Source organism: Sphingomonas sp. BK036, from assembly GCF_004216825.1.
Taxonomy (GTDB): domain Bacteria; phylum Pseudomonadota; class Alphaproteobacteria; order Sphingomonadales; family Sphingomonadaceae; genus Sphingomonas.
This window is the reverse complement of the sequence record NZ_SGXR01000005.1, coordinates 590,480-603,148: the sequence shown is the minus strand read 5'-3', so window position 1 is coordinate 603,148 and position 12,669 is coordinate 590,480. Positions and strand designations below refer to the sequence as shown.

Below are 12,669 nucleotides of genomic sequence, written 5' to 3'. Positions count from 1 at the left end.
GGCAAGTGACGCAAGCCTGTGAAGTCAGCTGGTTTTCGGCGCTGTGCGACGATGACTACGAGTTTCTCGGCGTCCCCGACCCCCGGCTGCACTCGACCTGGGAGCATTGCCGCGACATCGTCCTCCAGGCGGAGACCGGGGGATATGACAATATCCTGCTCCCCTCGGGCTATGCGCTGGGACTCGACACGACCGCCTTCGCCGCGGCGATCGCGCCCATGCTCCGCCGGCTGGCGTTGCTGATGGCGGTACGCGTCGGCGAGAGCTGGCCGCCGCAGCTGGCGCGCCAGATCGCGACGATCGACCGGATGCTCGGCGGGCGGCTCAACATCAACATCATCTCGTCGGACCTGCCCGGCGAGACGCTCGCCTCGGGGCCGCGCTATGCGCGCACGGTCGAGCTGATGCGGATCCTCAAGACGCTGCTGAACGGCCAGCCGCTCGATCATGACGGCGAATTCTGGAAACTGAAGCTCGATCCGCCGCGGATCGGCACGCTGTCGGGCAAGGCGCCGCTGCTCTATTTCGGCGGACTCTCGCCGGACGCGCGCGAGGCGGCAGCGCAGGAATGCGACGTCTACCTGATGTGGCCGGACACGCGCGAGAAGGTCGCCGAGATCATCGCCGACATGACCGCGCGCGCCGCCCGCCACGGACGGACGCTGCGGTTCGGCTACCGCGCGCACGTCATCGTCCGCGAGACCGAGGACGAGGCGCGGCTTTATGCCGACCGTCTCCTGTCGAAGCTCGATGCCGCGCAGGGGGCGGCGATCCGCGCCCAGTCGCTGGATTCGCGCTCTGTGGGCGTTGCGGCACAAGCGGCTCTGCGCGAAGGCGCGTCGGCGGATGGCTATGCCGAGGACAATCTGTGGACCGGCATCGGGCGCGCGCGCTCGGGCTGCGGCGCGGCGATCGTCGGCGATCCCGACCAGGTGCTCGCCAAGCTCGCCATGTACCAGGAGATGGGTATCGAGGCGTTCATCCTGTCGGGCTACCCGCACGCCGCGGAAGCCGACCTGTTCGCGCGCCACGTCCTGCCGAGCATGACGCACGCGCCGCTGTTCGACCGGGTCTGACACTCCCGGTCTAAGTGCCGGGAGCGCCCGGGCTATTGTCTTCCGGCGCGTGTCGAGGCAACGCCGACCGGGATGGAAACCGAGACCGACTTCGAAACCGTTCTGCTGGGGCCGGTCCTGCCGGACCGCGACTGTGGCGACTGTACGGCCTGCTGCACCGTCCTCACGGTAGACACCCCCGAGTTCAAGAAGCCTGCGGGTATGCCATGCGTGCACCTTTCCGGGCGCGGCTGCGGTATCCATGCGGTCCGCCCGCGCATCTGCCGGACATGGTTCTGCGTCTGGCGCAGGGTCGCCAGCATGCCCGATGCGGCGCGGCCCGACCGGTCGGGTCTGATCGTTTCGGTCAACTTCGTGAAGGCGCCGCAGAACGTGTTCGAGGGGGTCTCGATCAACGTCCGCGTCCTTGCGGGCAGCACCGCGATCGAGAATGGCATGGCGGCCACGATCCTCGACAGCGTGTGCGACGGGCTGGTGCCCGTGTGGTTCAGCAACGGATCGAAGAAGATGCTAATGCACCCCGACAACGAGGTTGCGCGCCACGTGATCTCGGGCGACCGCGCGTCCGCGCATCTGCACGCGGAAGTCAGCGCCTGGCGCGAACGATACGGTATCTTCGGCGCAAACCCCTGAGGGGCGCTCAGCCCGGCGTCTTGGCCGGCTGGATATGCTGCGCGTCTTGGTGCGCGATATAGCTGTCGAGCGCGCTGGCGGCGTTGAGCATGTGCGCGCGCATCCGGCGCGCGGCGGTGTCGCCGTCCCCCTCGGCGATCGCGCGCATCACCGCATCATGTTCGGCACGCGAGCTGGCGAGGCGCTGGTCCTGGCGAAGCTGCATCCGGCGAAAGGCGTTAAGCCGAGTCCGCACCGCAATCGCCTGCTCGGCGAGGAAGTCGTTGTGCGCGGCGCGGTAGATCGCCTCGTGGAATTCGCGGTTGAGCGCATCATACGCATCGACGTCGCCCGCCACCACCGCGGCCTCGCTCGCCTCGTGGATGCGGAGCAGACGGCTGCGTTCGAGCGGGGTGATGCGGTAGGTCGCGAGGCGGACGCACACCGCTTCGATCTCCGCCATCGCCTCGAACATGTCCATCACCTCCTCGGCGGTGACGTGGCGGACGATGACGCCGCGGCGCGGGCGGACCTCGACCATGCCGCTGGTCGCCAATTGGCGCAGCGCCTCGCGGACCGGGGTGCGCGACGCGCCGTAGCGGTCCGCGAGCTGCTGTTCGTCGAGCGTCGTGCCAGGCGCCAGCTCGCCCGACGAGATCGCATCGGTCAGCGCATTGCGGATCCGGTCGGACAGCAGCCCTGTATCTTCGGTATCGATATCCGCCACGTGCGCTCAGCCCCCCACGATCGCGCGGACGATCAGGTACAGGATCGACGGCGCCACCAGGCAGCCTAGCCCGGTATGGAAGGTCGCGGTCAAGGCGCCATAGGGGACGAGGCGACGATCGGTCGCGGCAAGCCCGCCCGAGACGCCGCTGACCGTGCCCATCAGCCCGCCGAACACCATAGCGCTGCGCGGGTTGTTCAGCCCGATGAGCCCTGCGACCAACGGCGTCCCGACCATCACCATCACCGCCTTGAACACGCCCGTCGCGATCGACAGCGCGATGACAGGCGAGCTCGCACCGATCGCCGCGCCCGTGACTGGCCCGACAATATAGGTGACCGCGCCCGCGCCGATCGTCGTCATCGACACCGCATCGGTATAGCCGAACGACGCCGCGACCAGCGCGCCGACGATGAACGGCAGGACGGTGCCGAGCAGCAGCGCGACGACGCCGATCAGCCCCGCCTTCTTGGCCTGTTCGACATCGACCTCGCACGCGGTCGCGACGATCGCGAAGTCGCGCAGCATCGCGCCGCCCATCAGCCCGATCCCCGCGAGCATCGGCAGGTCGGCGAGCCCCTTGTGCCCGCCGGTCGCGATCCCGCCCCAGAAGGCGAGCGCGAGGCCGATCAGGATCGCGATCGCCGAGCCATGGACCCGGCCCATGGTCAGCTTGGCGGAGAGGATGTTCGACAGCCACATGACGATGCCGACGACCGCGAACGCGGTGAGCAGCGCATTAGCGGTCAGGACCTTGGTGATCATTTCCATGACAATCGCCTCAGTGGGTCGTTACGGGGGAGGGGGCGCGGGCTGCGTCGAGCGCCTCGCGGGCTTCGCGGGCCTCGATCTCGTCCATCGTCTCGGGCGTGCCCGACAGCCGGCTGATGAGTGCCACCGCGCTGAAGCACAGCAGCAGCGCGCCGACGCCCGCGATCAGGACGATCGGGCCGCCCTCGACCGCGGCAACGACGTCCTGCTGCGCCGCCATCGCGACGACGATCGGGATATACAGCGCGCCCCAGAAGCCGATCCCGCGCGATACGCCTTCATTGTAGCGGCCGCGGGTCTTCAGCCACATCCGCGCGGCGATCAGCAGGATCATCGCGATGCCGACCCCGCCGACATTGGCCTTCACGCCGAGCAGCACGCCCAGGCCTTCGCCGAGCAATTGCCCTATCAGCGTACAGATCGCGAGCAATGCGACTCCGGCGATCATGCGCCGCGTCCCGCATCGGTGGTGGCAACTCGTAGGGACTCGCTCATGGCATATCCTCTCACTGTATTCGATCTATCGTCTTATACAGCTTCAAGTATGCACAGGGTTGCGTTTTGAGCAATAGGGAATACAAGAGACGCAGAATAAGCGTCAGGAGGCGATGCGGTGCGGCAATGGAATACGCGCAAGCAGATGCGCGAGGAGCGGATCGCGGCCGGTCGGGGCTTTGCCACCGGCAAGCTGGTCGATCCCGAAACGCTCGTCGACTTTCTCGAAGCGGTGCTCAGACCCCGTGACCGGGTCTGTCTTGAGGGCGACAACCAGAAACAGGCGGACGTGCTGGCCAAGGGGCTGGCCGCGATGGACCCGGCGCGGATCCACGATCTGCACATGGTGCAATCGGGCGTCGTGCTGCCTGAGCATCTCGACATATTCGACAGCGGGATCGCGAAGCGGCTCGATTTCTCCTATTCCGGCCCGCAATCGGCGCGGATTGCGAAGATGCTGTTCGGCGGCAAGATCGAGCTTGGCGCGATCCACACCTATCTCGAGCTCTTCGCGCGCTATTTCGTCGATCTGACGCCGCAGGTCGCGCTGATCGCCGCGGTCAGCGCGGATCGCCACGGTAACCTCTACACTGGCCCCAATACCGAGGACACGCCGACCGTGGTCGAGGCGACGAGCTTCGGCAGCGGGCTGGTGATCGCGCAGGTCGGTGAGATCGTGGATACGCTGCCGCGCGTCGATATCCCGGGCGACCAAGTTCATTTCGTGCTCGACGCGGGCAAGCCCTTTTATGTCGAGCCGCTGTTCACGCGCGATCCCGCGGCGATGACCGAGACGCAGATTCTGACCGCGATGATGGCGATCAAGGGACTGTACCAGCCCTACGGCGTGCGTCGGCTCAACCACGGCATCGGCTTCAACACCGCGGCGATCGAACTGTTGCTGCCGACCTATGGCGAGAAGCTCGGGCTGAAGGGCAAGATCTGCACGCACTGGGCGCTCAACCCGCACCCGACGCTGATCCCCGCGATCGAGGCGGGATGGGTCGAGCAGGTGCACTGCTTCGGCTCCGAAGTCGGCATGGAGGATTATCTGGCCGCGCGGCCCGACATCTTCTTCACCGGGACCGACGGCTCGCTGCGCTCGAACCGTGCGTTCAGCCAGACCGCGGGGCTGTACGCGTGCGACATGTTCATTGGCTCGACGCTGCAGATCGATCTTGCCGGGCATAGCTCGACGATCACCGCGAACCGGATCGCCGGCTTTGGCGGGGCACCCAACATGGGCTCGGACGCGCGGGGCCGGCGTCATCCGAGCGAACCCTGGTTGCAGGCCGGCGCGGAGGCGGATCCCGAAACCGCGGCGCCGCTGCGCCGCGGGCGGAAACTCGTGGTCCAGATCGGCGAGACGTTCGGCGAGGGCAATGCGCCGCTGTTCGTGGAGAAACTAGGGGCGCTCGAACTGGCGGAAAAGCTCGATCTCGATCTCGCGCCGATCATGGTCTACGCCGACGATACGACGCACATCGTGACCGAGGAGGGCATCGCCAACCTGCTGCTGTGCCGCAATGCGGACGAGCGCGAACAGGCGATCCGCGGCGTCGCGGGCTTTACCGAGATCGGCCGCGGGCGTGACAAGGCGATGGTTGAGCGATTGCGCGAACGGAAGATCATCCAGCGGCCCGAGGATCTCGGCATCGATCCGCTCGACGCGAACCGGAACATGCTCGCCGCGCGTTCGATCAAGGACCTCATGCTCGCGTCTGGCGGGCTCTACCGGCCGCCGAGCCGGTTCCGGAACTGGTAGGAGACGACGCATGGAAATTCTCCATTTCGATATCGCGGCGCCGATACCGGCGGGCGGGACGCGCGCGATGGCGCTGGTCGGCGTGGTCGCGTCGGGCAATCTTGAGGTGCTGGTCGAGCGCGGCGACGCGGCCGATCGATGCGCGATCGAGATCAGCACCGCCGCACACGGCTTTCGCGATCTGTGGGACGCGGTGGTCGCTGATTTCGTCGGCCGGCGCGCGGCAGGGGGCTTGCGGATCGCGATCAACGACGGCGGGGCGCGGCCGGACACCGTGTCGCTGCGCCTCGCCCAAGGCGTCCGCATGATCGAGGAGCCCGAGGCATGAGCAACATGCGCCAGAGCTGGTACGAGGCCGGCGCACGCGAGCGGATCGCGGCGCTGGTCGATACCGGGAGTTTTGCCGAATTTGTCGGGCCTGAGCAACGCGAGACGAGCCCGCATCTGAGCATCTTCGACCTACCCGCGCAGTTCGACGACGGGATCGTCGTCGGCAGCGGTTCGATCGACGGCACGCCGGTCCTCGTAGCCGCGCAGGAGGGCCGCTTCATGGGCGGCGCGTTCGGCGAGGTGCACGGCGCCAAGCTCACGGGGCTTCTCCGTGCGGCCAAGGCGCTGGCACGCGACGTGGTCATCGCGTTCGACACCGGCGGCGTGCGTTTGCAGGAGGCCAACGCGGGCGAGATCGCGATCGCCGAGATCATGCGCGCCATCGTCGAGGCGCGGCTGGACGGCGTCCGCGTCGTCGGGCTGATCGGCGGGCGCGCGGGCTGCTACGGCGGCGGCGGGCTGATCGCGGGCTGCTGCTCGACATTGATCGTGTCCGAACAGGGCCGCATCAGCGTGACTGGCCCTGAGGTGATCGAGACCAACAAGGGCGTCGAGGAATTCGACTCGCGCGACCGCGCGCTGGTATGGCGGACGATGGGCGGCAAGCACCGCACGCTCATCGGCGGCGCGGACGTGTTCGTCGACGACGACGCGGCGGCGTTCCGCGCTGCGGCGACGGCGGCGCTCTCGCGTCCGGCGAAGCTCGACGCAGCGACGCTGGCGGCGGAACAGGCGCGGCTGGAACGCCGGATCGCGCGGTTCGGCGACATGAGCGATGCGACGGACATCTGGCACGCACTCGGCATCGACGATCCCAAGGCGATCCCCGACATGCCCGCTAACGCCTTCGCTACCCTAGCCGCGCAATACCGGGAGAGCGCCGATGACGCCCGCTGAGATCCTCGATTCGCTCTTCCCCGCAGGGCATGACGTCACGACCGATGGCGACCTGCTGTTCGGCCGCGCAAGGTTCGGCGACGGCATCGTTCATGTCGTCGGCGCGACCGGGCGCGCGCCGCTAGGGATCGACCAGGCGATCCGGCTGTCCGCCGCGGTGCTGGCGATCGCGGCGACCGATGACGGTGCACCGATCCTGTTCCTCGTCGACAGCGCCAGCCAGCGGATGAGCCGGCGGGACGAACTGCTCGGCCTGAGCGAATATCTCGCGCACCTCGCCAAGTCGCTGCTGCTGGCGGAGGCCCGAGGCCATCGCACGATCGGGCTGCTCTATGGCGGCAGCGCCGCGGGCGCGTTCATCGCGACCGCGCTCGCCTGCGGGACGCTGGTCGCGCTGCCCGGCGCGCATCCCGAAGTGATGGACCTCGCCTCGATGGCGCGTGTGACCAAGCTGCCGATCGACGTGCTCAAGGCGAAGGCGAAGACCACGCCCGTCTTCGCGCCCGGCCTCGACAATCTCGTCAGCGTCGGCGGTATCGCGACGGTCTGGGATGCCGACACGAGCCTCGCCGACCAGTTGCAGGCCGTCTTGGCCTCCCCACGCGCGGGCGACGATCGTGCGGCGCTGGGAGCGGAACGCGGCGGCCGGCCCGCAGCGGCACGGATCGCCGGGGCGGTTGCGACCGCGGCGCAAGGGTAATGCGGTTCGATCGGCACCGGCTGGTCTATCTCGATCCGGCGCGTTGGACCGAGATACTGGACGGCTATCCTGCGCTTCGGGCGATCCCTGCGGTGGTCGACTGGGTCGCCGCTGGGTATCCGCTGATCGCGCGGCGTCCGCTGTGCGACGACGGGGCCGGGCTGGTCCCGCTCGGCCTGCCGCTGCCGCCGTCGCTCGGCAAGCAGCGGCTCGCGCTGGCGGTTCCGCCCGATGCGATCCTGTCCGACGCACCGCCGCCTTTGCTGGGGGAGGCGGCGCAAGCGGCACCGGCGGCGTGGCAACAGACGATCGTCGCGCTGGTCGCACTCGATCCCGACACGCGGTGTTTCGGCAGCCTGGCATGGGCGCACCTGACTAGCCTGCCGTACCTGTCGGCGACCTCCGATCTGGATCTCGTCTGGCAGGTCGCGCACGCCGGTGACACCGCGCGGCTGGTGGCGGCGCTGACGCGGATCGATGCGGATGCGCCGATGCGGCTTGATGGCGAGATCGTCACGCCGACGGGGCTCGCGGTCCAGTGGCGCGAATATGCGTCGGACACCGTCGAACTGCTCGCGAAGGCGGCAGATGGCAACTGCATGATCGGCCGCGCCGAGATGTTCGCATGACTGCGCTCGCACGCTCGGCGGCCGCGGCGATCGACGGTGCCGAAATCGGCTGCCGCGCGACCGACTGCCTCAGACAAGAGATCGCGACCTATCCCAAGCCCGGCCTCGTCAGTCCTGTCGATACCGGCGCGCATGACGACATGGACGCGGCGATGTTGGATCGCAGCGCCGACGCGCTCGCCCCCTTCTTCGCGCGGCTGGCTGAGGCTGGCGCGGCGGGGGCGGGAATGGACGTCCTCCGCGCGATCGGGATCGATGCGGAGCGCGCGATGATGGCGACGACCGGCGGCGTGAACACGCACCGGGGCGCGATCTTCGGGATGGGGTTGCTCTGCGCCGCCGCCGGGTTTCGCCTATCCTATGGCGCACCGGGCACGCTCGGCGCGATCGTCGCGCAGCGCTGGGGCGCGGAGATCGTTCGCGGGCCGATCCCGCTGCATAGCCACGGGACGATGGTCGCACGCCAGCATGCCGCGGGCGGCGCGCGTGCCGAGGCCGCAGCGGGGTTCCCCGCGCTGTACGCCATCGCCTTGCCCGCGCTCGCCGAGGCGCGTGACCTGACGGCCGACGAAGAGCCGCACCGCGTTCACGCGCTGATGACGCTGATCGCCGAGGTGGAGGATACCAACCTTCTCTATCGCGGCGGCGCGCACGGGCTGGCGTTCGCGCAATCCGAGGCGCGCGCGTTCCTCTATGCCGGAAGCGTGGGCGCCGCCGACTGGCACACGCGCGCCGTCGCAATGCACCGGGCCTTCACCGAGCGGCGGCTGAGCCCCGGCGGCTGCGCCGACCTGCTCGCCATGGCGCTGTTCGTCGAGAGCGCCACGCCATGACGCTCGCGCTGCTGTGCTCGGGGCAGGGGCGGCAGGATCGCGCGATGTTCGACCTGTTCGCCGACGATCCGCGCGCGCAGTCGATCCTGACACATGCGAGTGCGCTGCTGGGGCAGGACATCCAAGCGCTCCTGCAAACCGCCGACGATGCGACGCTGCTCGCCAACCGAACGAGCCAGATCCTCGGCGTCGCGCGCGGTCTTGCCGCCGCCGCCTGCCTCGCGCCGACATCGCCCTTCACCGTCGCCGGCTACAGCGTCGGCGAGATGGCGGCATGGGGTGTCGCCGGGATCTGGTCGCCCGAGCGCACGCTCGACCTGACCGCGCGCCGCGCCGAGGCGATGGACTCGGCAAGCGGCCCCGACGACGGTCTGGGCTTCGTCCGCGGGCTGCCGCAAGACCGCGTCGAGGCGCTAGTCGCCCGGTTCGATTGCCACATCGCGATCGTCAATCCGGCGCTGCTCTTCGTGATCGGCGGGAGGCGCGACGATGTCGAGCGCTGCTGCACCTCGGCGCTGGGGGAGGGCGCTGCATCGGCGCGGCCGATCGCGGTCCATATCGCCTCGCACACGCCGCGCCTGTCGAACGCGGTCGCGCCGTTTCGCGCCGCGTTGGAGGCATCGGCACCCGGCAGGCCCGCGCGCGGCCGCACGCTGATCGGCGCAGCGACCGCCTCGATCGTCAGCGGTGCGCGCGACCTGTCCGGGCTGGCGAACCAGATCGACACGACGATCGACTGGGCGGCCACGCTCGAGGGGCTGCTTGAACGCGGTGTCGACCGTATCCTGGAACTCGGCCCCGGCACCGCGCTGGCCGACATGGTGCGCGCGGTCGACCCCGCGCTCGACGTCCGCGCGGTCGACGATTTCCGCAGCGTGGCGGGGATCAGCGACTGGATGTCGCGCTAGGCCACACCGCCGCGTTCGGCTTAGGCGGCCTTCGCAGCCATCCGCGCGGCGAGCTTCTCTTCCTCGGTCCAGACCTTGCGCTCGCGCGGGGGCTTGGCCGGCTTGACCAGCTTGACCGGTCCGCCACCCAGCACCGGCGCGCGCTTAGTCGAGTGGCGCGCCACTTCGCAATGCCATTCATGATCGTCCTGCACAGTCAGCGTCCGGCCGATCTCGCGCTCGACGTCATGCAGCCAGGCGCGCTGCTCGGCATCGCACAGCGTGATCGCAAAGCCGCTGCGCCCCGCCCGGCCGGTGCGGCCGATCCGATGGACATAGCTTTCCGGCAGGCTCGGCAGATCGTGATTGAACACGTGCGTGACGGTATCGACGTCGATCCCGCGCGCGGCGATATCGGTCGCGACGAGCACCTGTACGGTCCCCGCACGGAACGCGTCGAGCGCGCGCTCGCGCTGGCCCTGCGACTTGTTGCCGTGCAGCGCCTCGGCGGTGATGCCGGCTTCGCCGATGAAGGCGCATACGTCGTTCGCTATGTTCTTCTGCAGCGTGAAGACGACGGCCTGGCCCATGTCGGGCGTCTTGAGCAACGCGAGCAGCGCTGCTTTCTTGTCGGCGGCGTCGAGGAACATCACCGACTGGTCGATACGGTCGACCGTGGTCGACGGCGGCGCGATCTCGACCTTGACCGGATCGCGCAACAGGCTGTCGGCAAGCGCGGCGATCGATTTCGGCATCGTCGCCGAGAACAGCACCGTGTGCCGGTCGACCGGCAGCGTCGCGACGAGCCGCTCGATCGGCTTCGCAAAGCCCATGTCGAGCATCTGGTCGGCCTCGTCGAGCACCAGCGCCTCGAGCGCGGACAGGTCGCAAAGGCCCTGGTCGACCAGGTCGAGCAGGCGGCCCGGCGCGGCGACGATGATGTCGACGCCGGTCTCGAGCGCCTTGACCTGGTGGAACTGACTGACGCCGCCGAAGATCGTCATCACGCGCGGCTTGATATGGCGGCCGAAGCTCTCGAACCCGGCCGCGATCTGCGACACCAGTTCGCGCGTCGGCGCGAGGACCAGGATGCGGGCGCCGTTCCGGGGTGCGGGGCGCGGGTTGGCGGCGAGCCGGTGCAGCAGCGGCAGCGCGAACGCGGCGGTCTTGCCCGTGCCCGTCTGCGCCATGCCGAGCACATCGCGACCCTCCAGCAGCATCGGGATCGACTGCGCCTGGATCGGGGTCGGGCGGGCATAGCCCTCCTCTGCGAGCGCCTGCAGCAAAGTCGGCGCGAGGGAGAGATCGGCAAAGGTCATGGTCATGGTCACGCGGCGCCTCCAGCGCTGAGCAAAGCTGCGCCTGATCGGGCTTAGCGTAGGGAGAGCGCGGGCTGCTAGGTGCGATGCTGCACTGCGTCAATCTAAAAGCCGGGACAGGGGCCATTATGCCCGGCATTTCCTCCGGCCGCGCCGTATCGCGAGATACGCGCGCGGCCGGGGGCGCGTGTGCGCTACTTCGTCAGGCTGGTCATCAGCGAGCGATAATAGGTGATCGCGAGCGGGATGTTGTCGATCGGCGTGCGCTCATTGAGGCCGTGGCTGAAATCGTCCGACTGCTTGATGAAGGTCGGGCTGACGCCGTAGCTCGGCACGCCGACCGATCGGTACCACATCGAATCGCTCGCGCCTGCGGACATGCTCGGGAACACCGGTACGCCGGGCCGGATCGCGCCCATCGCCGTCTTGACCGCCCCCGTCAGGTCGGCGCGCAGCGGCGAGGCGTCGGTCGGGTTCGAGCCTTCGGTGACGTCGCTGAACGTCACGCCGGGGTCCGCGGCGACCTTGGCCAGTTCGGCCATCACGGTCGCCGGTTTCACGCCCGGAAAGATCCGGCAGTTGATGTTGGCGGTCGCGCGCTGCGGCAGTGCGTTCAGCGCATGCCCGCCGCTGATCATCGTCGTGACGCAGGTGGTGCCGATCTGGCCGACATAGCCGGGATTGGCGGCAAGCGTCTCGATCGCCGCCTGATCCTTCGGGTTCGCCGCGAAGGCGCGCATCGCCGCGCCGATCGCGGGCGTCTGGCGCGGGGCGACCCCCTCGAAATAGCCCTTGGTGATCGGCGACAGCTGCGGCGTGAACCGGTAATTGCCGATCCGGACGAGCGCCGCGGACAGTTCGTTGATCGCGTTGACCTTGCGCGGCGCGGACGAATGGCCGCCGGGGTTCGTCACCGCCATCTGGAAATCGGCATAGGTCTTCTCGGCCGCGCCGATCGTGAAATATTCGGCCTTGCCGTCTTCCGCGTACAGCCCGCCACCACCGTCGATGTTGAGCGCCATCTCGGCGTTCTTGAGCGTCTCGGCGATCAGCGACGAGGTCTTCATCACCGTTTCCTCGTCACCCGATAGCGCCAGGACGATCCCGCGCTTCGGCGTGTAGCCCGCCTTCTTCATGTCGAGCAGGGTCGCGATCGCGAGCGCGGCGTCGAGCTTCATGTCGGTCGCGCCGCGGCCGTAGAGATAGCCGTTTTCGACCACGGGGGTGAACGGATCGCGCTGCCAGTCGGCGGGTTTCGCCTCGACCACGTCGATATGGCCGGAGAAGACGATCGGTTTCAGCGCCGGATCGCTGCCGCGCCACGTCGCGATCAGATAGGCGGTGTCGTCGACCGGGGTGACCGTCACGTCGCTTGCCGCAAAACCGCCGCCGACCAGCACCGACTTCAGATAGGCGGCGAGCTGCGGAGTCTGGTTGCCGGGGCCGCGGACGCTGCGGAAGGCGATCATCTTCTTGGCGATGGCGAGGCCGACGTCGGCGGCGGTCTGCGCCTGGGCGGGGAGGGCGGTCATCGCGGCAGTGCAGGCGAGAAACAGCTTGAGCTTGGACGTCATCTTCATCTTTCTTTGGAGTTTCCGATCCTCCCCTGGCGGGGGAGGATCGGCGGG

The 12,669-nt window shown here is 68.6% G+C and carries 14 protein-coding genes; 9 read left to right on the top strand and 5 right to left on the bottom strand.

Annotated elements, in window-relative coordinates; all coding sequences use genetic code 11:
* Positions 1–5 precede the first annotated feature (5 nt).
* The gene (locus tag EV283_RS12785) at positions 6–1,076 is read left to right on the top strand and encodes an LLM class flavin-dependent oxidoreductase (RefSeq protein WP_130325870.1); all 1,071 of its coding nucleotides are present in this window, start codon (positions 6–8) and stop codon (positions 1,074–1,076) included.
* A 72-nt stretch (positions 1,077–1,148) separates the two neighbouring features.
* Entirely contained in the window at positions 1,149–1,709 is a 561-nt protein-coding gene (locus EV283_RS12780) for a YkgJ family cysteine cluster protein (RefSeq protein ID WP_130325868.1), read from the top strand.
* A 7-nt stretch (positions 1,710–1,716) separates the two neighbouring features.
* Here EV283_RS12780 and EV283_RS12775 read toward each other — a convergent pair whose 3' ends face one another.
* The 3 genes from EV283_RS12775 to madL are packed head-to-tail and all read right to left on the bottom strand — an operon-like array spanning position 1,717 to position 3,634.
* Positions 1,717–2,415 (bottom strand): GntR family transcriptional regulator, encoded by a 699-nt coding sequence (locus tag EV283_RS12775; RefSeq protein WP_130325866.1) that lies wholly within the window; start codon positions 2,413–2,415, stop codon positions 1,717–1,719.
* A 6-nt stretch (positions 2,416–2,421) separates the two neighbouring features.
* Positions 2,422–3,186 (bottom strand): malonate transporter subunit MadM, encoded by a 765-nt coding sequence (madM, locus tag EV283_RS12770; protein WP_130325864.1) that lies wholly within the window; start codon positions 3,184–3,186, stop codon positions 2,422–2,424.
* Between the two features lie 10 nt (positions 3,187–3,196).
* Complete coding sequence (madL, locus tag EV283_RS12765) at positions 3,197–3,634, bottom strand: malonate transporter subunit MadL (RefSeq protein WP_107959044.1); 438 nt, start codon at positions 3,632–3,634, stop codon at positions 3,197–3,199.
* A gap of 165 nt (positions 3,635–3,799) precedes the next feature.
* Between madL and mdcA the strand changes: the two genes are divergently transcribed.
* The 7 genes from mdcA to EV283_RS12730 are packed head-to-tail and all read left to right on the top strand — an operon-like array spanning position 3,800 to position 9,743.
* On the top strand, positions 3,800–5,446 hold the full coding sequence (gene mdcA, locus EV283_RS12760) for a malonate decarboxylase subunit alpha (RefSeq protein ID WP_130325862.1): 1,647 nt from the start codon (positions 3,800–3,802) through the stop codon (positions 5,444–5,446).
* A 10-nt stretch (positions 5,447–5,456) separates the two neighbouring features.
* Positions 5,457–5,774, top strand: coding sequence for a malonate decarboxylase acyl carrier protein (gene mdcC / locus EV283_RS12755; RefSeq protein ID WP_130325860.1), 318 nt, complete (start codon positions 5,457–5,459; stop codon positions 5,772–5,774).
* A complete protein-coding gene (locus tag EV283_RS12750; protein ID WP_130325858.1) occupies positions 5,771–6,673 on the top strand; it encodes a biotin-independent malonate decarboxylase subunit beta in 903 nt (300 codons plus the stop codon). The genes mdcC and EV283_RS12750 overlap by 4 nt, the downstream gene beginning before the upstream one ends.
* Complete coding sequence (gene mdcE, locus EV283_RS12745; RefSeq protein ID WP_130325856.1) at positions 6,660–7,373, top strand: biotin-independent malonate decarboxylase subunit gamma; 714 nt, start codon at positions 6,660–6,662, stop codon at positions 7,371–7,373. Before EV283_RS12750 ends, mdcE begins: the two co-directional genes overlap by 14 nt.
* Positions 7,373–8,002: a malonate decarboxylase holo-[acyl-carrier-protein] synthase gene (gene mdcG, locus EV283_RS12740; RefSeq protein ID WP_130325854.1), complete on the top strand. Its 630-nt coding sequence runs from the start codon at positions 7,373–7,375 to the stop codon at positions 8,000–8,002. The genes mdcE and mdcG overlap by 1 nt, the downstream gene beginning before the upstream one ends.
* Positions 7,999–8,835, top strand: a complete 837-nt coding sequence (gene mdcB / locus EV283_RS12735) for a triphosphoribosyl-dephospho-CoA synthase MdcB (RefSeq protein WP_130325852.1) — start codon at positions 7,999–8,001, stop codon at positions 8,833–8,835. The genes mdcG and mdcB overlap by 4 nt, the downstream gene beginning before the upstream one ends.
* The gene (locus EV283_RS12730; protein WP_130325850.1) at positions 8,832–9,743 is read left to right on the top strand and encodes an acyltransferase domain-containing protein; all 912 of its coding nucleotides are present in this window, start codon (positions 8,832–8,834) and stop codon (positions 9,741–9,743) included. The genes mdcB and EV283_RS12730 overlap by 4 nt, the downstream gene beginning before the upstream one ends.
* Positions 9,744–9,763: 20 nt before the next feature.
* On the opposite strand, the gene EV283_RS12725 is transcribed toward EV283_RS12730, so the two are convergent.
* Both EV283_RS12725 and EV283_RS12720 read right to left on the bottom strand, forming a co-directional pair.
* Complete coding sequence (locus EV283_RS12725; RefSeq protein WP_130326156.1) at positions 9,764–11,047, bottom strand: DEAD/DEAH box helicase; 1,284 nt, start codon at positions 11,045–11,047, stop codon at positions 9,764–9,766.
* A gap of 188 nt (positions 11,048–11,235) precedes the next feature.
* Positions 11,236–12,621, bottom strand: coding sequence for a M20/M25/M40 family metallo-hydrolase (locus tag EV283_RS12720; protein WP_130325848.1), 1,386 nt, complete (start codon positions 12,619–12,621; stop codon positions 11,236–11,238).
* Positions 12,622–12,669 lie beyond the last annotated feature (48 nt).

Coding starts and splice junctions, on each gene's coding strand:
- EV283_RS12780 (WP_130325868.1), top strand. CDS start 1,149: ATGGAAACCGAGACCGACTTCGAAACCGTTCTGCTGGGGCCGGTCCTG.
- madM (WP_130325864.1), bottom strand. CDS start 3,186: ATGGAAATGATCACCAAGGTCCTGACCGCTAATGCGCTGCTCACCGCG.
- madL (WP_107959044.1), bottom strand. CDS start 3,634: ATGATCGCCGGAGTCGCATTGCTCGCGATCTGTACGCTGATAGGGCAA.
- mdcC (WP_130325860.1), top strand. CDS start 5,457: ATGGAAATTCTCCATTTCGATATCGCGGCGCCGATACCGGCGGGCGGG.
- EV283_RS12750 (WP_130325858.1), top strand. CDS start 5,771: ATGAGCAACATGCGCCAGAGCTGGTACGAGGCCGGCGCACGCGAGCGG.
- mdcE (WP_130325856.1), top strand. CDS start 6,660: ATGACGCCCGCTGAGATCCTCGATTCGCTCTTCCCCGCAGGGCATGAC.
- mdcG (WP_130325854.1), top strand. CDS start 7,373: ATGCGGTTCGATCGGCACCGGCTGGTCTATCTCGATCCGGCGCGTTGG.
- mdcB (WP_130325852.1), top strand. CDS start 7,999: ATGACTGCGCTCGCACGCTCGGCGGCCGCGGCGATCGACGGTGCCGAA.
- EV283_RS12730 (WP_130325850.1), top strand. CDS start 8,832: ATGACGCTCGCGCTGCTGTGCTCGGGGCAGGGGCGGCAGGATCGCGCG.
- EV283_RS12725 (WP_130326156.1), bottom strand. CDS start 11,047: ATGACCATGACCTTTGCCGATCTCTCCCTCGCGCCGACTTTGCTGCAG.
- EV283_RS12720 (WP_130325848.1), bottom strand. CDS start 12,621: ATGAAGATGACGTCCAAGCTCAAGCTGTTTCTCGCCTGCACTGCCGCG.